Source organism: Pigmentiphaga sp. MLSB6-MA01 (assembly GCF_058793475.1).
Genome location: NZ_JBXAFV010000015.1, coordinates 87,158 through 108,722, shown reverse-complemented (window position 1 = coordinate 108,722; position 21,565 = coordinate 87,158). Strand labels below are relative to the sequence as shown.

Sequence of the window (21,565 nt, the reverse complement as noted above, 5' to 3'; positions counted from 1 at the left end):
ACCGGGAGCGAAAGGGTCATCCCAGCCATATCGCACCGGATATGGATGAGAACAAAAATTCATTTTCCAAAGCATATCGCTTTCCGCATACTGGCAGGAGACCATACCAAGGAGACATCGAGATGCTTAGACCCCTGCGCGCGCTGGGCGCCCTCGCCCTGGCCTGCTCGTGCGCCAGCGCCTACGCCTGGCCCGACCGCCCCATCACCTTCATCGTCCCCTACACCCCCGCCACCGGCATCGACCTCGTGGCCCGCCAGCTCTCCACCCAGCTCGGCAAGACCCTGGGCCAGCCCATCGTGGTCGAGAACGTGGCCGGCGCCAGCGGCAACATCGGCAGCGAACGCGCCGCCCGCGCCGCGCCCGACGGCCATACCTTCATGGTGCAGGTCAATACCCTGGTCATGAACCGCAGCCTGTACAAGTCGCTGCCCTACGACCCGGTGGCCGACTTCGACCCCGTGGCGCTGACCTCGTGGGGCACGCTGCTGCTGGTATCGCCCACCTCGCGCAAGCCCGCGACCGTGGCCGAACTGGTGGCCGCGGCCAAGGCCGAGCCCGGCAAGCTGACCTACGCGACCCCCGGCGTGGGCACGCCCCACCACCTGTCCATGGCGCTGTTCCTGCAACAGACCGGGGCCCAGATGATGCACGTGCCCTACAAGGGCACGGCGGGCGCCGTCACCGATATCCTGGGCGGACGCATAGACGCGATGTTCCTGCCGGTGCACGTGGCCCTGCCGCAGATCAAGGGCGGCAAGCTCAAGGCCATCGCCACCGGCAGCGCGAAACGCCTGGTCCAGCTGCCCGACGTCCCCACCCTGGAGGAAGCGGACATCAGGGGCGGCAACGTGGACATGTGGTACGGCGTCTTCGCGCCCAAGGGCACGCCGCCCGAGATCATCGCCCGCATGAACAAGGAGATCTCGCAGGCGCTGCAATCGCCCGCCACGGCGTCCGCGTTCGAGGCGCAGGGCATGGTGCCGGCCACTTCCTCGCCGGCCGAATTCGGCAAGCTCGTCGCCAAGGATGCCCAGCGCTGGGCGGACGTGGTCAAGGCGGCGAACATCACCGCCGAATGAGCCGGCAGGCAGCCACGGAGACCCGCCGGAGCCTGTGGTAACGTGGATCGGCGCGGAACGAAATCCCCCACGGCCAGCGGGCTTGTTTCGGCCGCGATCGACCCTATCCTCTCCTAGAATACCCATCCAGGAGGCTCCCTTGGCCGATCTACAGACGCTGCTCGTGCTCTACGGAGCATGGCTGGTCTTCTTCAACGTGCTGCTGGAACAGGCGGGCCTGCCCATACCCGCCTATCCGCTGCTGGTCGTGGCCGGCGCGCTGGCCGCGCAGGACCAGCTCTCGTGGCCGCTGATCCTGGCCGGCACCGTCGCGGCCAGCCTGATCGCGGACAGCGCCTGGTACGTGGCCGGACAGCGCCACGGCGCGCGGCTGCTCAGCATCATCTGTCGCGTTTCGCTGTCGCAGGACTCCTGCATACGCCAGACCCAGAGCCGCTACCTCCTGGTGGGGCCGCGCCTGCTGCTGGTGGCCAAGTTCCTGCCCGGCGCCGGCGCCCTGAGCACGGTGATGGCCGGACTCACCCGCGCGCCCTACCGGACCTTCGTCGGCTACGAACTGGCCGGCACGCTGATCTGGGGCGGCTCGGCGGTCCTGCTGGGCGCGATCTTCCATCCCGTGGTGGCCGATATCCTGCTGGCCATCGACCAGTACGGGCAGATGGGCATCCTGTTCCTGGGCACGCTGCTGGCGCTGTACATCGCCTACCGGATGATCCAGCGGTGGCGGGTCGTCAAGCACCTGCGCACGGTGCCTCGCCTGCCGGTGGACGAACTCGTGTCCTGGGAGCACGCGGGCCGCCGGCCAGTCCTGCTGGACGTGCGGCCCCAGCCCGACGACCCCCTGCCCGGCGCCATCGCGGTGGACGTGCATGCGCCGCTCGACGGCCTGGAGCTCGGCCCCTACGACACCGACATCGTGGTGTACTGCGCCTGTCCCAATGAAATCTCGGCGGCCATGCTGGCCACCAAGCTGCGCGCGGCGGGCTACGCCAATACCTGGGCGCTGCTGGGCGGCCACGATGCCTGGCAGGCCTACCGCGAAGTGCCCGCATCCCCACTCGCCTCCCCGGCAACGGAGCAATCATGAGCGTACACGTCAAATCGAACATGCCCGGCGGCATGCGCTACACCATCTCGCTGGGCGCGCACGACGTGCCCCTGGACATGCCCGCCCCCAAAGGCGAGGGGCCTTCCCCGCACGACTATTTCGACGCGGCCCTGGGAGGCTGCAAGGCGCTGACGCTGATGATCTACGCCAAGGGCAAGAACATCCCCCTGGATGGCGTCGACGTGGAAATCGTCCGCGACGACAAGGACGAACGGCGCGGCGAATACCGGCTGGCCGTGCGCCTGGTGCTGAACGGCGACCTGACGGAGGAACAGGTGGCGGAGCTGCACGCCGTTGCCGACCGCTGCCCCATCCACAAGCTGATGACGACCACCACCATCAAGATCGACAGCGAGATCACGCGAGCCTGACGGGCCGGCTCAGCCGGCGACGATCCCCGCCAGCTTCAGTTGCTGCCGCGTTTCAGCCTGCGCCACTTCCCGCAACCAGGCGGCGAACAACTGGGCGGGCGCCCCCGCGTCAGGCGCCACGCCGTAGTAATAGCGGTCCAGCGCCAGCCGCAGGTCGGGCAGGGGTGCCGCCAGCCGGCTCCTGGCCAGATCGTGGCCCAGCAGCGAAACCGGGGCCAGCGCCAGCCCCAGTCCGTCCAGCGCCGCCTGCATCACGAAGTGCAGATGATCGAACTGCAGCGTCTGCTGCTGGCGGGCGCGCGGACGGCCGACCTGGGTGAACCACGCTTCCCAGTCCCCGCGCCGGGAGCGGGAATAAAGCAGGACATGCCCCGCCAGGTCCGCCGGACGCGCCACGGGCCGGGCCCGCAGCAATTCCGGTGCGGCGACGACCAGTCCCTCGTCCTGCATGAACGCGCGCGCCTCGATCGAGGGCGGCCAGCCGCGGCGTCCGCGCCGGATGGCCACGTCGAAACTCTCGATCGCCTTCTCGGGCGCCAGGGTGCTGGTCACCACTTCCGGCTTGATCTGCGGATGGCGCGCCACGAAATCCGGCAGGCGCGGAATCAGCCAGCGCACGGCGAAACTGGGACGCACGTTGATGCGGACCACACTCGGGGCATTGCGCCCGACGAAGGCTTCCGCGGCGGCCGAGATGCTGGCCAGCGCCGGGGCGGTATCGGCCAGGAACTGCGCGCCCGCCGCCGTCAGGACGATCTGCCGCGTCCGGCGCTCGAACAGCTCGACGCCCAGGTAATCCTCCAGTTGCCGCACCTGGCGGCTGACCGCGCCATGGGTCACGCCCAGCTCCAGCCCGGCGCGGGTGAAACTGAGGTGGCGGGCGGCGGCGACGAAGGCCCGGACGGCATTGAGCGGCGGCGGTCGATGGTTCATGCGTGCGATTTTCTCACGTGTGGCGCCAGTTTAAATCGTTTGTCGCGCCGGGCACGCCGGCGTCACCATGTCGGCCTATGTCCGATCCCGCCGCGTCCTCCACCGACCGCCACTCGCGCGATGCCGCCCTGGTCCTGAGCCTGGCCCTGCCCGCCGATGTCGTCCTCTACCTGCTCTTGCCCGCCCATGCCGGGCACTTCGGCGTGAGCCTCGCCCAGGCCGGCGTGCTGCTGGCCGCCAACAGACTGATCCGGATCGCCGGCTACGGCTGGGTCGCCCGCCGGTACGCCGCGCGCGGCGACCGCGACATCTGCACGCTGGCGGCATTGGCGTCGGCCGGCTGCGCACTGAGCTATGCCTTGCTGTCGGGCTTCTGGCTGCTGCTCGCGGCCCGGCTGCTGTGGGGCCTGTCCTTCGCGGCCTTGAACCTGTCCACCCAGGCGCTGGCCACCGCCAGCCTGTCCGGCGCGGCGCAGCGCACGGGCCGCTCGCGCGCCCTGATCGCGACCGGCCCGATGCTGGCGCTGCCGGCGGCCGCCTGGCTGGCGGAGGTGGCCGGACCGCGGGTCATCTTCTTCATCCTGGCCGCCCTCGCCTTGCTGGCCCTGCCGCTGGCGCGCCGCCTGCCGGCGCACGGCCGGACCCAGGCCGCGCCGCCGCCGGCGCGCCGCATACGGCCGCCGGGCAGCCTGGATGCGTGGTCGTTCATGGAAGGATTGACGCTGGACGGCCTGTTCATCATCGGCCTGGCCTTGCTCGCGCAGGATGCCCTGCCCGAATGGGCCCTGCTGGCCGCCGGCGTGCTGATGGCGCTGCGCTACCTGTCGGAGATCCTGCTCAGTCCGCTGGGTGGGCGCCTCGCCGACCGCCTGGGCGCCGAACGCATGCTGGTCGTCCTGTCGCTGGCGACCTCGGCCGCCCTGGTCGGATTCGGCGCCGGCTGGCTATGGGCCTGCGCCTTCGTCATCGTCGTATTGCGCGCCCTGCAACTGCCGCTGCTGGCGCCCATCGTGGCGCGGCGGCATCCTGGCCATGAACGCATCCAGGCACTGGCCGCGCGCTCGATCTGGCGCGACATCGGTGCCGGCGCGGGACCGATGCTGGCCGGCCTGCTGCTGCCCGCCGCGCCCCCCATCCTGATCTACGGCGGGGCGGCCCTGCTGCTGTCGGCCGCCGCGCTGGCGTGCCTGCGCGGCGACTGACCCCGCGCCGCTTGCCGGCTCAATCGATGCTGATCCCCGTCTGCCGCACGACCTGGCCGTAGCGTTCGATCTCCCGGGCCATCATCGCGCCCAGTTCGGCCGGCGTGCCGGTCTGGACGTCGAAACCCTGCGCGGCGAACTTCTGCCTGACATCCGCGTCCTGCAGCGCCTGGTTCATCGCCGCGTTGACGCGCGCGACCACCGCCTCGGGCGTGCCCGCCGGGGCGAACAGGGCCAGCCCGCTGGGCACGTCGACCCCGGGCATGCCGGCCGCCACCATCGACGGCACCCCCGGCACCAGCGGCGACTCGGCCGCCGTGGTCAGGGCCAGCGCACGCAGCTTGCCTTCGCGTATCTGCGGCACGACGGCCACGTCGGCGATCATGAAGTCCACCTGGTTGCCCAGCAGCGCGACCACCGCCGGCCCCACGCCCTTGAACGGCACGTGCGTGAACGACACCCCGGCGGCGCGCGCGATGATCTCGGTCACGAGATGCGGCGCGGCGCCGTTGCCGCTGGAGGCATAGCTCAGGCGCCCCGGCTGCCTGCGCGCGGCTTCCAGCAGGTCCTTCAGCGACTTCGCCGGCGAGGCGGGATGGACCACCACGATGAACGGCGAAGCCGTCATGTTGCCGACCGGCGCGAAGCTGCGCAGCGCGTCGTAGGGCAGCTTCTTGTAGAGCGCCTGCGAACTGGCGTGGGTGATCGGTCCTGTCACGTACAAGGTATAGCCGTCGGGTGGCGACGTGGCGACATACGCGGCGCCGATCGTGGTGCCCGCACCGGGCTTGTTCTCGATGTAGACCGCCTGCCGGAAACCCTCGGCCAGCTTGGCGCCGAGAATCCGGGCCGCCACGTCGGTCGAGCCGCCCGGCGGAAAGGGCACCACGATCTTGACGGGCTTCGTCGGATACGCCTGGGCGTGGAGACCGACCACGGGCAGCAACGCTCCCAGCGCCAGCGCGGCGATGCGGTACGCGCCCTTCATGCCTCTCTCCCCGCGGCGGCCATCTGCGCCGGCTCCCGGACAACCTCGATGCCGGCGCCGCGCATGAGTTGATCGATGCGGCGGATCTCCTCGGCGCGCGGCTCGGGCATGGGCGGACGCATGCGCGGCGACTCGATCAGGCCGCGCAGCCAGGTCGCGATCTTGTAGCGCACATGCAGCCGGCCGGGCTCGGCGTAGATGTATTCGTGCAGCCGCGCCAGGCCTGCATTCCAGAGACGGCGGGCGGCAGCCAGATCGTCCGCGCGCATCGCCTCGATGTGGTCCAGCATGGGCTCCAGCGCGTAGTTCCACGAACCGCTGATGGTGCCGTCGAAATTGCCGCTGGCCAGGTACTCGTGGAAGAAATGCGCGCTCGAACACAGCAGCGCCACGCCGGGTGCCTGGTCGCGCATGGCCCGCGCCAGGATGCGGTGCCCCTGGTAGGCGTAGGTCGTTTTCCAGCCCACGATGTTGGGCACCTCGCGGCAGAACTTCAGCGTGGGCTCCAGCGGCAGTCCCAGCCCCCACGGCTGCGACGCGTTGGTGATGGGATGCGTAAAAATGGGCAGGTCCACGGCCCGGTCCTGGGCCTTGATCTGGTCCAGCCAGACCTCGGGGTAGCGCACCGAGTCCCAGGCGATGGCCACGTCCATGGAGCCGGCCGGCGGCACCACGAAGATGCCGTCCGCGCCCCGTTCCTTCGCGTCGAGCGCGGTCTGCACGGTTTCCGCGGTGGTCCATGCGAAGGTGCCGGCCAGCACCGGCATCTTGCCCGCGGCCTCCTCCATGACGATCTCCAATACCCGCTGCTTTTCCTCGCGGGTCAGGTAGAAGGCTTCCCCTGCCTCGGGATTGGCGATGAGACCGCCCTCGGCGGCGAACCGCGGCTGTTGCAGGTAATAGCGCACCAGCCGGCGCAGGCCCGGCTCGTCGATACTCAAATCGTCCTGCAAGGGCAGGACCAGCGCCGTGTAGAGGCGGCGCGCGAGGGGATGGAACGGGGAATTGCTCAACGTGGACTCCTGAAGCAATGAATGGGACCGGGCACTACTCAGGGGTAATGCCCGCGTCGGTGATGATCTGTTTCCACTTTCGCCGGTCGCCGGCGACGCGTTCGGCGAAAGCCGCGCTGGTGCCGCCCGCGGGGTCGGCCGCCAGATTGGTGATCTCGGTGCGCAGGTCAGGCGACGCGATGGCGGCGTTGAGCACGCCATTGAGCCGCTCGACGATGGGCGCGGGCGTGCCCGCCGGCGCCCACAGGCCGAAGTAGGCCTCCATGTCGAACCCCGGCACGCCGGCCTCGATCAGCGTCGGCACGTCCGGCAGCACCGGCGTGCGCTTGCGCCCCGCCACGGCCAGCGCGCGTATGCGTCCGCCCTTGAGCACCGCCAGCGCGGACACGGCGCTGTCGAACATCATCGTCAACTGGCCGCCTATCAGGTCCTGCACGGCCAGCGACATGCCTTTGTAGGGGATGTGCGTCATCTCGACGCCGGCGGCGCGCTTGAAGGCCTCGCCGTTCAGGTGCGCCAGGGTCCCCACGCCGGCCGAACCGAAATTGTTGTTGGCGCCGCGGCTTTTCATCAGCTTGATCAGCGACGCGACGTCCTGGATGCCCGAAGCGCTGGACACCAGCAGCACGCTCTTGCCGTTGGCGATCTCGACGATGGGCACGAAGCTCTTCTCCGGATCGTAGGGCAGCGTGGACTTGATGGCGGCGGCCAGCGAGTGGGTGCTGGTGGTGGACAGCAGCAGGGTGTAGCCATCGGGCGCCGCGCGGGCCACCGCCGCGGCGCCGATGATGCCCCCCGCGCCGGGCTTGTTCTCGACCGCCACCGGCTGGCCCAGCGACTCGCTCATCTTGCGCGCGACCAGCCGTGCCATCACGTCGGCCGCGCCGCCCGGCGGAAAAGGCACCTGCAGCAGGATGGGGCGGCTGGGGTAGCTATCGCCGCGTGCCACGGTGGGCGCGAGCAAGGCTCCGCCCGCGACCTTCAATAATTGACGTCGATCCATGTTCGTTTCCAGGTGGAAGAATGGGTACCGGCCGCGCCGGCTCCGGTCACTTCGGGGGTTGCCTGCCGCTCTGCTCCAGCGTGCCGCCGTGGCCCCAGGTGCCTTCGTAGTCGGGACGGCTGTCCGCCGCCAGGAACCGGCGTTCCAGCTCCATCACTTTCGGGATGCCCGACAGGGTCTTGTAGTCGGCCGGCCCGTCCGGGCAGGCGTTGACCTGGGCTGCCCAGTCCGCCAGCGCGGCCTGGCCGCGCCGCCGGAAATCGTGCAGCACGCGCCAGGCGGCCTGCATCCCGGACGAGGCCGCGATGGTCGGATACAACACCACCCGCAGGCCCAGGTCGCGGTACTCCTCCAGCGTCGGCGCCGGCCCCTGCCCGCCCCAGATGGTCAGCACCGGCACCGGGATCTCGCGGCAGGCGATCTTCAATTGCTCGCGGCTCTGCACCGAATTGAGCCAGACCAGGTCCACGCCCCCCTGCTCGGCATAGGCGATGCAGCGGTTCAGCGCGGACTCGAAGGTTTCGCCGGCGGCCCCGAGCGCGTCGCAGCGCGCGCAGACCACGAACTCCCGGTCGATCTCGTCGCGGGCGGCGACGGCCGCGCGGTACTTGCCCACGGCCTCGTCCACGGGAATGCAGCGGCGGCCGGCGCTGGTGCCGGACTTCTTGGGGGCTTCCTGGTCCTCGATCTGCAATCCCGCCACGCCGGCCCGCACCGCCTCCTGCACCGCGAACCAGACGTTCACCGCGTTGCCGAAGCCAGTATCGAAGTCGAGAAAGATGGGGATGTCCGTCCGGGCGGCGACATGCCGCGCATGGTCGACCACGTCGCGCAGGCCCATCACGCCCGTGTCCGGGTATCCGTACAGGAACGCGCACAGTTGCGAACCGGCGATGAAATAACTTTCGAACCCCGCGTCCTGCGCGATGCGGGCCAGCAGGGGGCTGAAGCCGCCCGGCATGACCAGCAGTTCATCCCTGGCCAGTAGTTCGCGGAATTGGCGCCGCTTGGCTGTCGCCTCGTTCATCGTCCCGTCTCCTGTCGCCCCGTCCGGCCTGGCCGGCGGGTGCATCTGTGCTTGCTTGCGGGAAATTCTAGGAAGAGTCGTTTAATTTGTCTAATATATCTCTTATATCTATTGATTTACGTTACTTATGAATCTCTCGATCCGGCACTTCAAGGCATTTCTTTCCGTGGTGCATACGCGCAGCTTCACGCGCGCGGCCGAACAGCTGCACATCAGCCAACCTGGCCTGAGCCTGATGATGCAGGACATGGAAGGCCAGTTGGCGTGCCGGCTGTTCGAACGCACGACCCGGTCGGTCCACCTGACCGCGGCCGGCCAGCGGCTGGTGCCCGTCGCCCAGCATGTCGTGGATGAAGTGGAAACCATCGCGCCCGTCCTCAGCCAGTTGTCGGAAGAACGGCGGCGCACGCTGCGTGTGGGCGCCACGCCCATCTTTTCCGCCAGCGTGATGCCGCACGTATACATGAAGCTGCGCGTCACCCAGCCCACGCTGGACCTGCACGTGTTCGACCTGCCCAAGCCCGAGGTCGAACGCCGCGTGCGCAGCGGGGAACTCGACTGCGGGCTGGGCATCTTCCCGCGGCATGTGCCCGAGGTCTCGCGGCGCCCCCTGTTCGAATTCGATTTCCTGTACATGGAATGCCGCACGGCGCCGCTGAGGCTGAAGGCGCCCGGCAGGCCGCGGCGCATACGCTGGGACGACCTGCCCGACGTTCCCTTCGTCGAGCTGCATCCCACCTCGGAACTCCAGCAGTTGATCGACAAGCGCAAGACCGCATCGAAACGCCTGCGCCCGGAAGGCGGCATCCGGATGAACAACCTGGAATCGCTGATCGGCATGGCGGCGGCCGGCGTCGGTCCCACCATCATTCCGTCGTTCGCCGCGCCGGTCGGACCCGACGTGCCGGTCGTCACCGCGCTGCTGACCGACCCTGTGCTGTCGCTGGGCTTCCACCTCATCACCAAGCGCGGGCGGGAACAGCCGGCCGTCCTGGAAGCGTTCACCGGCGCGCTGCTGGAGGTCATCGCCGAGCGCGGGGAACGCACCTACGGACCGCCCGGAACCTGACATTTTTCTGAACGATCCGGAGAACGGAAACTCGACATCCCTTCAACGAAAATTCGACGCACGTCCGACCATACTGGCGCCATTCCTGTCGTTACTTCCGAGTGTTCCATGGATGTCCAACACGATCTGGATGGCTTCGGCCCGGCGCTGCCCGGGGTGGTCCTGCCTCTTCCCGAGGCGGCCGCTCCCAGGGATTCCGCCTTCCACGATGTCCACGTCAGCTGCGTCCTTCCCTGCCTGAACGAGGCTCGCAACCTGCGCGAGCTTCTGCCCCTGTTGCAAGCCCGCCTCGACACGCTGTGCCGAAGCTGGGAGATCATCGTGGTGGACGATGGCAGCACCGACGAAACCCCCGAACTCATGGCCCGCTGGAGCCAGGTCCCCGGCTTCCGCTACCTGCAGCTCTCGCGCAACTTCGGCAAGGAAGCCGCGCTCAGCGCCGGCCTGGAAGCGGCGGACGGCGACGTCGTGATCAGCATGGACGCCGACCTGCAACACTCGCCCGACCTGATCGACAGGATGCTGGCCAGGTGGGACGCCGGCGCGGACATGGTCTACGCGGTACGCAGCCATCGCGACGACGAGCCCGCGCTCAAGCGCCTGGGTTCGCATCTGTTCTACCGGCTGCTCAGCTCGCATGGCCGCGTCGAGGTTCCGGCGCATGCCGGCGACTTCCGGCTGATGGACCGCCGCGTCGTGGACGCCTTGATCGCCCTGCCCGAACGCACGCGTTTCATGAAGGGCCTGTATGCGTGGGTGGGATTCAAGTCCGAGCCGCTGCCCTACGTCCCGGCCGACCGCGCGCACGGCAGCAGCCACTTCCGGCCGCTCCAGCTGGGGCGCCTGGCCCTGGACGGACTGACCGCCTTCACGACCTGGCCGCTGCGCATGGCGAGTCTCGTGGGCGGGCTTTTCGCCACGCTGTCGATCGCCTATGGCTGCTACGTGGTGGGCGAATACCTGGTCAAGGGCAACATCGTCGCGGGCTGGACCACCATCGTCGCCGCGGTGCTGTTCTTCGCCGGCCTCAACCTGATCTCGCTGGGCATCGTGGGCGAGTACGTGGCCCGCATCTTCGACGAGGTCAAGGGCCGGCCGCTGTACGTGGTCAGGTCCCGCAAGGGCACGGGAACGCGCAGCCGCCGCGCGGGCACGCGATGAAACGATGAAAAAGACCGGCCTGTTCTTCGCCGCCATCGCGGCCTGGCTCGCCATGCTGTCCTGGGTGCGGCCCCTGATGCTGCCCGACGAAGGCCGCTATGCCGGCGTCGCGTGGGAAATGCTGCGCAGCCACTCCCATGCCGTCCCGCTGCTGAACGGCATGCCCTATTTCCACAAGCCGCCGCTGTTCTACTGGCTGGCCGAGGCCTCGTTCTCGGTGTTCGGCGTCAACGAGTTCGCTGCCCGCCTGCCCTCGGTGCTGGCGGCCTGGCTGGCCACGGTCGGCCTCTACCTGTTCGTGCGCCGGCGGCGCGACGCCGGCACCGCCGCGGTCGCCGCGCTGATCCTGGCCACACTGCCTTTCTTCTACGGCGCCGCGCAATTCGCCAACCTCGACATGCTGGTGGCCAGCCTCATCACCTTGTGCATCCTGGCCGGCGCGGAGGCGCTGCTGCGCGAGCGGGAAGGAGCCTCTCCCCGCGGCATGATGCTGGCCTGCGCGGTGCTGGCAGGCCTGGCCATACTGGCCAAGGGCCTGATAGGCGTCGCGCTGCCGGCCGCCGTCCTGCTGATCTGGGTGGCGTCGGCACGCCGCTGGGGCGATCTGCGGGTACTGCTGTGGCCGCCCGCCATCGGGGTCTTCCTGCTCGTGGCGGTACCGTGGTTCTGGCTGATGCAACTGCGTTATCCGGAATTCTTCCACTACTTCTTCGTCTACCAGCAGTTCGAGCGATTCTCCGCCGGCGGATTCAACAACGTGCAGCCGGCCTGGTTCTATCTGCCCGTGCTTGCCGCGCTGGCGCTGCCCTGGTCGGCCTGGGCCGCCGGGCTGTTCAGCAAGCGCTTCTGGAGCGCGCCCGACGGCGGGCTCCGGCGGCTGATGCTGATCTGGCTCCTCGTGATCCTGGGTTTTTTCTCCATTCCCAGTTCCAAGCTCATCGGCTACATCGTGCCGGCGCTGCCCGCCTTCTCCTTCCTGCTGGCCGAGGTGGTCATGTCGGTCCGGCGCAGCGGCCGCGGCCTGCGCTGGCAGCGGCTGTTCCCGCTGTCCGTCATCGCCGCGGCCACGCTGTGCGGCGCGGCGATGGCCGCGGCCGCCGCCTACTCGCACCAGGCGCCCAGATCCCTGGCCATCGAGATCGGCACGCGGCTCAAGCCCGGCGACACGCTGGTGGCGCTGCACGAGTACCCCTTCCAATTGCAGTTGTATGCCCGCTCCCCCGCCCCTATCTGGGTCGTGGACGACTGGCTCGACCCGCAGATCCCCCAGCGCGACAACTGGCGCAAGGAACTGTATGACGCCGCGCACTTCGACCCGGCCCAGGGCCAGCAGGTACTGCTGTCGGACCGGCTGTTGCGCGAGCGCCTGTGCGAGGCGCCCGCCGGGGCACGCTACTGGATCTGGGGCACCGCCGACGAAGCCACGCGCAAGCCGCTGCTGGCGAAGCGGCAAGCCGTGCTGGCCGAAGGCCGCAGCAGGGTGTGGCTGATCGAGGCGGGAGACGAACTCATGCGCCGGGAGTGCGGCGAAACGCCCATAGCCGGCTTGCAATGAAGGTACCCACGGCGACCCCCACCAGCACCGCTGCCAGCAAAACGTCATAACGCACCGAGGACACATGGAGCAGCCAGGCATAGGCCATTTCGTTGACTGCGAAGCCGCCGGCGGATACGAGGAAGAATCTCGCGGCGGCGTGACGCCACGCGTGCAGCGGATGTCTGAACGTGAACAGCAGATGGCCCGCGAACGATACGCAGAAGGCGGCCAGCCAGCCCACCACGTTGGCCCACAGGGGCACGAGGTGCAGCGCTTCGACGCACGCCACGGCCACGACCCAATGGGTGGCGGCCGCCAGGCAACCGACGGCGACGAAACGAAGGATCTGTCCGGCAAGCAGGCGCATGGATGGCCATCCAACGGAAATGTGATGAACGGAACGCCATTATCCGGCAGGCGCATCGTCGTGTGTGCGGACGACTTCGGCATGGACGCGTCCGTCGACCTGGCCATCCTTGCCCTGGCCGCGCGCGAACGCATCAGCGCCGCCAGTTGCATGACGCTGGGGCCCAGCTTCGGCACCTACGCCAGCCAGCTCGGCGGCACAGGCATCGAGATCGGCCTGCACCTCGACTTCACCGCGTTCTTCGACACGCCTGCCGAACGGCCTTCCCTGCCCGCGCTCATCGCCCGCAGCTATGCGGGCCTGCTGGACGGCGCCTGGATCGATGCCCGGCTGTCCCGGCAGTTCGATGCCTTTGAACGGGCCTTCGGCCGCCGGCCCGACTACGTCGACGGCCACCAGCACGTGCACCAGTTGCCCCATATCCGTGCCCGCCTGGTCGCGCTGCTGACACGGCGCTATGCCGATGGCTTGCCGTGGCTGCGTTCCACGCGCGCGGCCCCCCTTCCCGGCATGCCGCGCCCGCCTCGCCTGAAGGCCCGCGTGATCGCCGCCCTGGGCGCCCCAGGGCTGGCCCGGCTTGCGCGCGGCCATGGGCTGCGGACCAATGAACGCCTGCTGGGCGTATACGGCTTCGAAGGCGGGGAGCAGCACTATGCCGCGTTGATGCGCAAGTGGCTGCGGCACGCCGGCGACCGGGACGTGCTGATGTGCCATCCGTCCGTCGCGCCCGTGGCGGACGACCCGCCCGGCGGGCAGCGCGTGGCCGAGTACCGGGTCCTGGCCGGCCCGGCCTTCATGCGCTGGCTGGACGAAGAAGGCCTGCGCGTGGGGCCTCTGGCCTGAGGCGCCCCGCGCTCCTCCTGGCTCAGCGCCTGGCGAACGGCAGGCTGCGCGCGTTCTCGATGGTGATGCTGATGGGCGACGGTCCCCGCTGGTCCAGGCACAGCGACTTGAACAGCTCGATCGAGTTCATCAGCACGTTCTTCTTGTGGACGATGCCGATATCGACCAGGATGGGCCGGCCCGCGCAACGCAACAGGCTCAGCCTGCGGCTGGCCACCTCGTCGGCCAGCGCATAGACCGGCATGAGCGCGATGCCGGAACTGATCGACACGATGCGCTTGATGAACTGGGCGTCGTTGGACTCGGTCAGAATGGACGGGTAGCCGCCATCCGGCAGGAACAGTTCGTCGGTGATGGCCCGCGTGCCGCTGCCCGGCTGGAACAGGACGAACGGAAATTCCCGCAACTGGTCCAGGGAAACCGTCCCCCGCTTGGCCAGCGGATGGCCGCTGCGGACGATGAACGCGTGCTCGGTGCTGCCCAGCGCCACCCTGACCATCTGGCTGCTGCCGTCGGCCAGCGGTCCGAACGCCACGTCGGCCGTCCCGACCTGCACCCGCCTGACCGCGGCCTCGGCGCTTTCGGTCGCGGTGAAAATCAGTTCGATGCCCGGATACTTCTCGATGAAGGCCTCGCACAGGTCGCCCAGCACGTAGACGATGGACAGCGTGGTGGCGGCGATGCGCAGCGTGCCCGTGACCGGCCCGGTCTTCGAGCGCTCGAAGCGCGCTTCCAGCGCCATGATCTCGGCCCGTATCTTCTGCGCCGAGGCCAGCACCGCCAGTCCCGCCGGCGAGGGATAGACCTTGGGCCGGGCCCGGATCAACAGGGTTTCGTCGAGTTCGGCCTCGAGGTGGCGCACCTGGTGGCTGAGCGCCGACTGGGTCAGGCCGAGCTGGGCCGCCGCCTCGCCGAAACTGCCGGTGTCGGCGATGGCCTGCAGCGCTCTGAGTTGCTTCAATTCCATGGCGATGTCGCGAAAGTCGTCCGGAGAGGCGCATGGCGCGCACCGGCATTTTGGCACCGATCGCGCCCCACGGGCGCACCGCCGCCGTGCATGAAAAGAATTCATCGCATGCCGCAGGAAATCGCGTTGACGGGTCTCGCGGCCGCCCTCTAACCTCGGTCCGCCTCGCCATCCCATCCATCCAACCCCTTATCGCCGCCTTCGCCAGCCCCACGGCCAGCGAAAGAAGCCGGCAATGGAGACAACATGCTCAGGTCCCTCGTCAACGCCGGTTCCCGCTCCCTGCAAAGAAAGCGCCGCGCCGTCCTCGCGGTCGCCGCGCTCGCCTGTCTGGCCGCGCCGGCCCTGGGACAGGCCCAGCAGGTCACCCTCCGCGCCGTCAGTTCCTTCGACGAAAAGACCTTTTTCTCCCGCCACTTCGAGCGCTTCGTCGAGAAGGTCAACCGGGAAGGCAAGGGCCTGGTGCAGATCAACTACATCGGCGGCCCCAAGGCCATCCCGCCGTTCGAGGTAGGCAATGCCGTGCGCAACAAGGTGGTCGACCTCGCCAATGTGACGGGCGTCTTCTACACCAACATCGTGCCCGAGGCCATCGCCATGTCCTACACCGACCTGACGACCCGGGAGCTGCGCGCGAACGGCGCCATCGACTACATGAACACGCTGCTGGCGCCCAAGGGCCTGACCTATCTTGCCCGGCTGAGCGATGGCGTGCCCTATCACATCTACACCAACAAGGGCTTCACCGGCGATCTCAAGGGCCAGAAGATGCGCATCACGCCGGTCTACCGGGATCTCTTCCTCGGCCTGGGCAGCACGGTGGTGCAGACCGCGCCGGGCGAACTCTACACGGCCCTCGAACGCGGCGTGGTCGACGGCTACGGCTGGCCCATCGCCGGCATCTTCGACCTCGGCTGGCAGGAAAAAACCAAATACCGCGTGGACCCCGGCTTCTATGGCTCGGAGAACGGCATCCTCATGAACCTGTCGTCGTGGAAGAACCTGACGCAGGCTCAGCGCGAGTTCCTGCAGAAACAGTTCGCCTGGGCGGAAGAGCAGAACGTGACGTACAAGGACGAAGTCGCTGCCGAGGCGAAGCGGCAGGCCGAGGCGGGCGTCAAGACCATCGCGCTCTCGCCTGAGGACAGCCGCAAGCTGCTGGATGCCGCCCATGACGCCGCCTGGAAGCGGATGGCCGAGGTCAGCCCGGCTCACGCGGCCAGGCTGAAGTCGCTCTTCGCCAGCCGCTGATACACCGCCATGCAGACGATTTCACGCGCATACGGGCATCTGCTCTATCTCTGCTTCGCCCTGGCCTGCCTGATCCTGCTGGCGATGACCGTCATGATCTGCGCCGACGTGTTCACCCGCAACACCGGCCTGGCCGACCTGTCCTGGAGCAACGAGATCTCGGAAACGATGCTGTCGGCCATGACCATGCTGGCCGCGCCCTGGCTGCTGCGCCAGGGCCAGCACATCCGGGTCGACATCCTGTTGCAGGCGCTGCCGGCGCGCGCCGGCTGGGCCTGCGAATGGGCGGCCGACCTGCTCGGCTTCGCCTGCAGCGTCGCCCTGGCCTATCACGGCTGGCTGGTCACCCACGAAAGCTACCTGGGCGGCGGCATGATCACCAAGACGCTCGTGACGCCGGAATGGTGGGCGACCGCCCCCTGGGTGCTGAGCTTCTCCCTGCTGTCGGTCGAATTCGTGTTTCGCATGGACCGGCTGCGCCGGGCCGAGCACCGGCCACGGCACGATGCCGTGTCGGCAAGCTAGGAGACCTCAATGACCTGGCAACAAGCCTCGCTGCTGCTGTTCGGCGGCTCCACCGCGCTGCTCTTCCTCGGCCTGCCCGTGGCCTTCTCCTTCCTGGTCATCAATCTGGCCGGCGCGCTGCTGTTCCTGGGCGGCGAGCCCGGCCTGGGCCAGTTGGTGCGCAACGGCTCGGCCTCCATCACCAGCTTCTCGCTCACGCCCATCCCGCTGTTCGTCCTGATGGGCGAGGTCCTGTTCCACACCGGCGTCGCGCTCAAGGTCATTGACGGCATCGAACGCCTGATCCGGCGCATGCCGGCCCGGCTGGCTGTCGTCGCGGTCGTGGCCGGCACGATCTTCTCGGCCATTTCCGGGTCCACCATCGCGACCACTGCCATGCTGGGCAGCCTGATGCTGCCGCTCATGCTCCAGCGCGGCTATCACCCGACCATGGCCTGCGGCCCCATCATGGCCATCGGCGCGGTCGACATGCTGATCCCGCCCTCGGCCATCACGGTGCTGCTGGGTTCGCTGTCCGGCATCTCGATCTCCAAGCTGCTGGTGGGGGGCGTCACGCCTGGCTTCATCCTGAGCCTGTCGTTCATCGCCTACATCGTGGTCCGCGCCAGCCTGCGGCCCGCCATCGCGCCCAACGGCGCGCTGGACGAACACCGGGGCTGGGAGCGCGTGCGGCCGTTCCTGGTCTACGTGCTGCCGCTGGCGACGATCTTCGGCGTGGTCGTCGGCTCGATGATCGCCGGCTGGGCCACACCCACGGAATCCGCGGCCCTGGGGTCGATGGCGACCATCCTGGTCACCGCCTGCTACCGGGCGCTGACCCCGGGCAGGTTGTTCGCGGCGCTCAAGGGCACGCTGGTGATCTCGGCCATGATCCTGTTCATCATCCTGGGCGCCACCACCTTCTCCCAGATCCTGAGCTTCTCCGGCGCCACCAACGGCCTGGTGCAGACGGTGACGGGCACGGGCCTGTCGCCGGTCGCCATCGTCGCGGGCATGCTGGCGCTGCTGATCTTCCTGGGCCTGTTCGTGGAACAGATCTCCATGATGATGATCACGCTGCCGGTGTTCATGCCCATCGTCAACCAGTTGGGGATCGACACGGTCTGGTTCGGCATCATGTACCTGATCTGCATGCAGCTGGGCCTCTTGCTGCCTCCCCACGGCATGCTGCTGATGACCATGCGCGGCGTGGCGCCGGCCGAGGTCAGGATGACCGACATCTTCAAGGCGGTCACGCCCTACGTGGCCATGACCATGCTGCTGTTGGTGGCGATCTTCTTCTGGCCGTCGATCGCTACCTGGCTCCCGTCGAGATTCTGAACCGGCAGGCCCCAGCCCGCGCGCTCCGACCTTTCCTTTCCCATGGCCGGCTGTCCGTCGACAGCCGCCAGGGCCCTTTTCATCTTTTTTCCAGGACGCTTATGGCAGAGCGATCATTCAAACAGGAAGTCACGAAACTGCGCCTGGGCGCGGGCCAGGAATTCGAAGGCGAAGGCATCCTGGCCGTGACCAAGGCCCTGCTGCAGTCCGGCGTCTCGTACGTCGGCGGCTACCAGGGCTCGCCCGTCTCCCATCTCATGGACGTCCTGGCCGATGCCAGCGAGGTCCTGGACGAACTGGGCGTGCATTTCGAAAGCAGCGCCAGCGAGGCGACGGCGGCCGCCATGCTGGGGGCTTCGGTCCACTATCCGCTGCGCGGCGCCATCACCTTCAAGTCCACCGTCGGCACCAACGTGGCCTCGGACGCGCTGTCCAATCTCGCCTCGGGCGGCGTGACCGGCGGCGCCCTCATCATCCTGGGCGAAGACTACGGGGAAGGATCGAGCATCATCCAGGAGCGTTCCCACGCCTTCGCGATGAAGTCGCAGATGTGGCTGCTGGATCCCCGGCCCAACCTGCCTTCGCTGGTGCGCGCCGTGCAACAGAGCTTCGATCTGTCCGAGGCCAGCAACACGCCGGTCATGCTGACGCTGCGCATCCGCGCCTGCCACGCCCACGGCCGCTTCGCCGCCGACGACAACAGGCGCCCGGCGTTCTCGCTGAAGGAGGCCATCGACCAGCCCCGGCGCGACGTGGAGCGGATGGCCCTGGCCCCCGCCACTTTCGTGCACGAGCACGAGAAGATCACGCGGCGCTGGAAAGCGGCCGAGGATTTCGTGCGCGAGCATGGCCTGAACGAATGCTTCGACGGCGAGGCCCGCCATGTCGGCATCATCGTCCAAGGCGGCCTGTACAACACCCTGATGCGGGTGCTGGAGCTGATGGGGCTGGCCAACATCTACGGCGACACCGACATCCCCATCTATGTCATGAACGTCGTCTATCCCGTCGTGGAAGACGAGGTGCTGGACTTCTGCCAGGGCAAGGACGCGGTCCTGATGCTGGAGGAAGGCCAGCCCGAATTCATCGAGCAGGCACTGCACACCATCCTGCGCCGCGCCGGCGTCGCGACCGTGCTGCACGGCAAGGACATCCTGCCGCGCGCCGGGGAATACACGCCGCGGGTCGTGATGAAGGGACTGCGCCGCTTCCTCGACCGCCACGCGCCCGAGCTGGCCGGGCGGCGGCCCCTGCCCGAAGGCGTGGCCAGGATGCTGGAACCCCGGATCCCGCCCATCGTGCCGTCCATGCCCGGCGTCGCCTTGGAAAAGGTGGACGAGGTGCTGCCGCGGCCGCCCTCCTTCTGTACCGGCTGCCCGGAACGCCCCATCTTCACCGCGATGAAGATGGTGGAGCAGCGCATCGGCAAGCACTATGTCAGCGCCGACATCGGCTGCCACCAGTTCGCCGCGCTCGCGCCGTTCAACATCGGCGCGACCTCGATGGGCTACGGGCTGGGCGCCGCCGGCGCGGCGGCCCTGAACACCGGCGAGACCGACCGGCGCACCGTCAGCATCATGGGCGACGGCGGCTTCTGGCACAACGGCCTGACCTCCGGCATCGGCAACGCGGTCTTCAACCGCAGCGACAACGTCACGGTCATCGTCGACAACGGCTACTCGGCGGCGACCGGCGGGCAGGACATCCTCTCGTCCGCCGCCGACACGCCCACCCGCTCGACCCATCACGGCATCGAGGCCGCGGTGCGGGGCGTGGGCGTCGAGTGGGTCCGCACCGTCACCCATACCTACGACCTCCAGCAGATGCAGTCGGTCTTGACCGAGGCGCTCACGACCGATGAACCCGGCCCCAAGGTCGTGATCGCCCAGTCCGAATGCATGCTCAACAAGCAACGGCGGATCAAGCCCCGGCAGCGCCAGATGGCCAGGGAAGGCCGGCGGGTCGTCAAGGAACAGTTCGGCATCGACCACGACACCTGCACCGGCGACCATTCGTGCATACGCCTGTCCGGCTGCCCCTCGCTATCGATCAAGGACAACCCCGACCCGCTGCGCCGCGACCCGGTCGCCACCGTGCTGCCCAGCTGCGTGGGCTGCGGCCTGTGCGGGGAGGTCTCGCACGCCGCCGTGCTGTGTCCGTCCTTCTACCGGGCCGACGTCGTGACCAATCCCACCCGCCTCGAAACCCTGGGCGCGCGCCTGGCCGGCAAGATCATCGGATTCCTGCAGCGCCGCCTTGCCAAGCAGGAGTATCGCCATGCCGCTTGAGGCAACCCCGCGCCCGATCAAGATCGCCATCCTCGCCATGGGCGGGGAAGGCGGCGGCGTGCTGGCCGACTGGATCGTGGCCACCGCCGAGCACGCGGGCTTCCATGCCCAGTCCACCTCCGTCCCCGGCGTCGCGCAGCGCACCGGGGCCACGATCTACTACGTGGAGGTCCTGCCCGGCCCCCGCGACCGGACGCGCACGCCCGTGCTCGGCCTGATGCCCGTCCCCGGCGACGTGGACGTGGTGATCGCCTCCGAACTGATGGAGGCGGCCAGGGCGGTGCAGCGGGGACTCGTGACCCCGGACAGGACGGTATTGATCGCCTCGTCGAATCGCGTTTATGCCCTGCCCGAGAAAATGGCCATGGGCGACGGGCGCAAGGACTATGCCTCGCTGTACGAGGCCGGGCGCTCGGCCGCCCGGGAATTCATCTGCCACGACTTCTCGGCCCTGGCCGAACGCAGCGGCAGCGTCATCAGCGCGACGCTGTTCGGCGCGCTGGCCGCCACCGGAACGCTGCCCTGGGAACGGCAGGCCTTCGAGGCCGCCATCGAACGCGGCGGGATAGGCGTGGCCGCCAGTCTCCAGGCGTTCGACGCGGGCTTTCGCGCCCAGGCCGGGGCCTCCGGGCCGCCATCCGCCCCGCCCCCGGCGGAAACGGCCATCGACGCCCGGCTCGCGCCGCTGGACGCCCGCATCGGCCGCGAGTTTCCCGCTCCGTTGCAAGACATCCTGCGGGCGGGCATCGTCCGCGCCGCCGACTACCAGGACCCGGCTTACGCCGCCCTGTACCTGGACCGGCTGCGGCCCCTGCTGGACGCCGCGCGGGGCGCGGACGGGGCCGGCGCACGCCTGCTGCGCGAGACGGCGCGCTACCTCGCCCTGTGGATGACCTACGAAGACACCGTCCGGGTCGCCGAGCTGAAGATCCGCGCCACCCGTTTCGAGCGGGTCCGGCAGCAGCACGGCGCCCGCGCCGGACAGACGCTCCGCATCAACGAATTCTTCCACCCCCGTCCGGAAGAGATCGCCGACATGCTGCCGGCCGCCCTCGGGCGATGGCTGCTGGCATCGCGCTGGGCCGGCCCGCTGCTGGCGCGCGCCACCCGTGGCGGCCGCGTCGTGCGCACCTCCGGCCTGCGGGGATTCCTGCTGCTGTACGGGGTCGCGTCCTTCAAGCGCCTGCGGCCGCGGTCGCTGCGTCAGGAAAGGGAGACCGCCGGCATGCTGGACTGGCTGGACCGCGTCGCGCAGCTCGCGCCCGTGGACTACGACCTGGCCTGCGAAATCGCCGAGTGCCCACGCCTGATCAAGGGCTACGGCGACACCCACGCGCGCGGCCTGGGCAGCTACCGGAAGATCATCGCCGTGCTGCCCGCCCTGCTCGGCCGGGACGATGCCGCGCGCACCGTGGCGGGCCTGCGCGAGGCAGCGCTGGCCGACGATAGCGGCGAACGGCTGGCCCGGCGGCTAGCGGACATCGAGCCGGCCGCGCATGAGGTCTAATTG

Annotated in this window: 20 protein-coding genes; 13 read left to right on the top strand and 7 right to left on the bottom strand. The window is 68.8% G+C overall.

Features of this window, described 5'->3' with window-relative positions:
• Positions 1–122: 122 nt before the first annotated feature.
• The 3 genes from AC1Q6E_RS22540 to AC1Q6E_RS22530 all read left to right on the top strand — a co-directional run bounded on the left by AC1Q6E_RS22540 (position 123) and on the right by AC1Q6E_RS22530 (position 2,561).
• A complete protein-coding gene (locus tag AC1Q6E_RS22540) occupies positions 123–1,082 on the top strand; it encodes a Bug family tripartite tricarboxylate transporter substrate binding protein (RefSeq protein WP_492573553.1) in 960 nt (319 codons plus the stop codon).
• A 139-nt stretch (positions 1,083–1,221) separates the two neighbouring features.
• Positions 1,222–2,169 (top strand): DedA family protein/thiosulfate sulfurtransferase GlpE, encoded by a 948-nt coding sequence (locus AC1Q6E_RS22535; RefSeq protein ID WP_152794213.1) that lies wholly within the window; start codon positions 1,222–1,224, stop codon positions 2,167–2,169.
• On the top strand, positions 2,166–2,561 hold the full coding sequence (locus AC1Q6E_RS22530; protein WP_152794211.1) for an OsmC family protein: 396 nt from the start codon (positions 2,166–2,168) through the stop codon (positions 2,559–2,561). The genes AC1Q6E_RS22535 and AC1Q6E_RS22530 overlap by 4 nt, the downstream gene beginning before the upstream one ends.
• A 9-nt stretch (positions 2,562–2,570) precedes the next feature.
• On the opposite strand, the gene AC1Q6E_RS22525 is transcribed toward AC1Q6E_RS22530, so the two are convergent.
• Entirely contained in the window at positions 2,571–3,494 is a 924-nt protein-coding gene (locus tag AC1Q6E_RS22525) for a LysR substrate-binding domain-containing protein (protein ID WP_296560929.1), read from the bottom strand.
• Between the two features lie 77 nt (positions 3,495–3,571).
• Between AC1Q6E_RS22525 and AC1Q6E_RS22520 the strand changes: the two genes are divergently transcribed.
• Positions 3,572–4,696, top strand: coding sequence for an MFS transporter (locus AC1Q6E_RS22520; protein ID WP_492573552.1), 1,125 nt, complete (start codon positions 3,572–3,574; stop codon positions 4,694–4,696).
• A 19-nt stretch (positions 4,697–4,715) separates the two neighbouring features.
• Here AC1Q6E_RS22520 and AC1Q6E_RS22515 read toward each other — a convergent pair whose 3' ends face one another.
• The 4 genes from AC1Q6E_RS22515 to AC1Q6E_RS22500 are packed head-to-tail and all read right to left on the bottom strand — an operon-like array spanning position 4,716 to position 8,727.
• On the bottom strand, positions 4,716–5,684 hold the full coding sequence (locus tag AC1Q6E_RS22515; protein WP_492573551.1) for a Bug family tripartite tricarboxylate transporter substrate binding protein: 969 nt from the start codon (positions 5,682–5,684) through the stop codon (positions 4,716–4,718).
• Complete coding sequence (locus AC1Q6E_RS22510) at positions 5,681–6,697, bottom strand: dihydrodipicolinate synthase family protein (protein ID WP_152794204.1); 1,017 nt, start codon at positions 6,695–6,697, stop codon at positions 5,681–5,683. Before AC1Q6E_RS22510 ends, AC1Q6E_RS22515 begins: the two co-directional genes overlap by 4 nt.
• 34 nt (positions 6,698–6,731) lie before the next feature.
• Positions 6,732–7,700, bottom strand: coding sequence for a Bug family tripartite tricarboxylate transporter substrate binding protein (locus tag AC1Q6E_RS22505; RefSeq protein ID WP_152794202.1), 969 nt, complete (start codon positions 7,698–7,700; stop codon positions 6,732–6,734).
• Between the two features lie 46 nt (positions 7,701–7,746).
• The gene (locus tag AC1Q6E_RS22500) at positions 7,747–8,727 is read right to left on the bottom strand and encodes an isocitrate lyase/PEP mutase family protein (RefSeq protein ID WP_296559150.1); all 981 of its coding nucleotides are present in this window, start codon (positions 8,725–8,727) and stop codon (positions 7,747–7,749) included.
• A 127-nt stretch (positions 8,728–8,854) separates the two neighbouring features.
• On the opposite strand from AC1Q6E_RS22500, the gene AC1Q6E_RS22495 reads away from it, so the two are divergent.
• From AC1Q6E_RS22495 to AC1Q6E_RS22485, 3 genes are all read left to right on the top strand, one after another.
• On the top strand, positions 8,855–9,796 hold the full coding sequence (locus tag AC1Q6E_RS22495) for a LysR family transcriptional regulator (RefSeq protein ID WP_152794198.1): 942 nt from the start codon (positions 8,855–8,857) through the stop codon (positions 9,794–9,796).
• Between the two features lie 108 nt (positions 9,797–9,904).
• A complete protein-coding gene (locus tag AC1Q6E_RS22490) occupies positions 9,905–10,957 on the top strand; it encodes a glycosyltransferase family 2 protein (RefSeq protein ID WP_296559145.1) in 1,053 nt (350 codons plus the stop codon).
• Between the two features lie 4 nt (positions 10,958–10,961).
• The gene (locus AC1Q6E_RS22485) at positions 10,962–12,512 is read left to right on the top strand and encodes an ArnT family glycosyltransferase (protein WP_152794194.1); all 1,551 of its coding nucleotides are present in this window, start codon (positions 10,962–10,964) and stop codon (positions 12,510–12,512) included.
• Here the strand turns inward: AC1Q6E_RS22485 and AC1Q6E_RS22480 are convergent.
• On the bottom strand, positions 12,466–12,861 hold the full coding sequence (locus tag AC1Q6E_RS22480) for a GtrA family protein (protein ID WP_152794192.1): 396 nt from the start codon (positions 12,859–12,861) through the stop codon (positions 12,466–12,468). The genes AC1Q6E_RS22485 and AC1Q6E_RS22480 overlap by 47 nt on opposite strands.
• A gap of 24 nt (positions 12,862–12,885) precedes the next feature.
• On the opposite strand from AC1Q6E_RS22480, the gene AC1Q6E_RS22475 reads away from it, so the two are divergent.
• Positions 12,886–13,704: a ChbG/HpnK family deacetylase gene (locus AC1Q6E_RS22475; protein ID WP_492573550.1), complete on the top strand. Its 819-nt coding sequence runs from the start codon at positions 12,886–12,888 to the stop codon at positions 13,702–13,704.
• Positions 13,705–13,726: 22 nt separating this feature from the next.
• Here AC1Q6E_RS22475 and AC1Q6E_RS22470 read toward each other — a convergent pair whose 3' ends face one another.
• Positions 13,727–14,671: a LysR family transcriptional regulator gene (locus AC1Q6E_RS22470; RefSeq protein ID WP_296559139.1), complete on the bottom strand. Its 945-nt coding sequence runs from the start codon at positions 14,669–14,671 to the stop codon at positions 13,727–13,729.
• Positions 14,672–14,917: 246 nt separating this feature from the next.
• Between AC1Q6E_RS22470 and dctP the strand changes: the two genes are divergently transcribed.
• The 5 genes from dctP to AC1Q6E_RS22445 all read left to right on the top strand — a co-directional run bounded on the left by dctP (position 14,918) and on the right by AC1Q6E_RS22445 (position 21,562).
• On the top strand, positions 14,918–15,922 hold the full coding sequence (gene dctP, locus AC1Q6E_RS22465; protein WP_492573549.1) for a TRAP transporter substrate-binding protein DctP: 1,005 nt from the start codon (positions 14,918–14,920) through the stop codon (positions 15,920–15,922).
• A 9-nt stretch (positions 15,923–15,931) separates the two neighbouring features.
• On the top strand, positions 15,932–16,447 hold the full coding sequence (locus AC1Q6E_RS22460) for a TRAP transporter small permease (RefSeq protein WP_152794184.1): 516 nt from the start codon (positions 15,932–15,934) through the stop codon (positions 16,445–16,447).
• Positions 16,448–16,456: 9 nt separating this feature from the next.
• On the top strand, positions 16,457–17,767 hold the full coding sequence (locus AC1Q6E_RS22455) for a TRAP transporter large permease (protein ID WP_152794182.1): 1,311 nt from the start codon (positions 16,457–16,459) through the stop codon (positions 17,765–17,767).
• Between the two features lie 101 nt (positions 17,768–17,868).
• The gene (locus tag AC1Q6E_RS22450; RefSeq protein ID WP_296559133.1) at positions 17,869–20,055 is read left to right on the top strand and encodes a thiamine pyrophosphate-dependent enzyme; all 2,187 of its coding nucleotides are present in this window, start codon (positions 17,869–17,871) and stop codon (positions 20,053–20,055) included.
• Complete coding sequence (locus AC1Q6E_RS22445; RefSeq protein WP_492573548.1) at positions 20,045–21,562, top strand: indolepyruvate oxidoreductase subunit beta family protein; 1,518 nt, start codon at positions 20,045–20,047, stop codon at positions 21,560–21,562. Before AC1Q6E_RS22450 ends, AC1Q6E_RS22445 begins: the two co-directional genes overlap by 11 nt.
• Positions 21,563–21,565: the final 3 nt, after the last annotated feature.

Coding starts and splice junctions, on each gene's coding strand:
- AC1Q6E_RS22540 (WP_492573553.1), top strand. CDS start 123: ATGCTTAGACCCCTGCGCGCGCTGGGCGCCCTCGCCCTGGCCTGCTCG.
- AC1Q6E_RS22460 (WP_152794184.1), top strand. CDS start 15,932: ATGCAGACGATTTCACGCGCATACGGGCATCTGCTCTATCTCTGCTTC.
- AC1Q6E_RS22475 (WP_492573550.1), top strand. CDS start 12,886: ATGAACGGAACGCCATTATCCGGCAGGCGCATCGTCGTGTGTGCGGAC.
- AC1Q6E_RS22495 (WP_152794198.1), top strand. CDS start 8,855: ATGAATCTCTCGATCCGGCACTTCAAGGCATTTCTTTCCGTGGTGCAT.
- AC1Q6E_RS22445 (WP_492573548.1), top strand. CDS start 20,045: ATGCCGCTTGAGGCAACCCCGCGCCCGATCAAGATCGCCATCCTCGCC.
- AC1Q6E_RS22505 (WP_152794202.1), bottom strand. CDS start 7,700: ATGGATCGACGTCAATTATTGAAGGTCGCGGGCGGAGCCTTGCTCGCG.
- AC1Q6E_RS22490 (WP_296559145.1), top strand. CDS start 9,905: ATGGATGTCCAACACGATCTGGATGGCTTCGGCCCGGCGCTGCCCGGG.
- AC1Q6E_RS22530 (WP_152794211.1), top strand. CDS start 2,166: ATGAGCGTACACGTCAAATCGAACATGCCCGGCGGCATGCGCTACACC.
- AC1Q6E_RS22455 (WP_152794182.1), top strand. CDS start 16,457: ATGACCTGGCAACAAGCCTCGCTGCTGCTGTTCGGCGGCTCCACCGCG.
- AC1Q6E_RS22525 (WP_296560929.1), bottom strand. CDS start 3,494: ATGAACCATCGACCGCCGCCGCTCAATGCCGTCCGGGCCTTCGTCGCC.
- AC1Q6E_RS22515 (WP_492573551.1), bottom strand. CDS start 5,684: ATGAAGGGCGCGTACCGCATCGCCGCGCTGGCGCTGGGAGCGTTGCTG.
- AC1Q6E_RS22485 (WP_152794194.1), top strand. CDS start 10,962: ATGAAAAAGACCGGCCTGTTCTTCGCCGCCATCGCGGCCTGGCTCGCC.
- AC1Q6E_RS22520 (WP_492573552.1), top strand. CDS start 3,572: ATGTCCGATCCCGCCGCGTCCTCCACCGACCGCCACTCGCGCGATGCC.
- AC1Q6E_RS22450 (WP_296559133.1), top strand. CDS start 17,869: ATGGCAGAGCGATCATTCAAACAGGAAGTCACGAAACTGCGCCTGGGC.
- AC1Q6E_RS22470 (WP_296559139.1), bottom strand. CDS start 14,671: ATGGAATTGAAGCAACTCAGAGCGCTGCAGGCCATCGCCGACACCGGC.
- dctP (WP_492573549.1), top strand. CDS start 14,918: ATGCTCAGGTCCCTCGTCAACGCCGGTTCCCGCTCCCTGCAAAGAAAG.
- AC1Q6E_RS22480 (WP_152794192.1), bottom strand. CDS start 12,861: ATGCGCCTGCTTGCCGGACAGATCCTTCGTTTCGTCGCCGTCGGTTGC.
- AC1Q6E_RS22500 (WP_296559150.1), bottom strand. CDS start 8,727: ATGAACGAGGCGACAGCCAAGCGGCGCCAATTCCGCGAACTACTGGCC.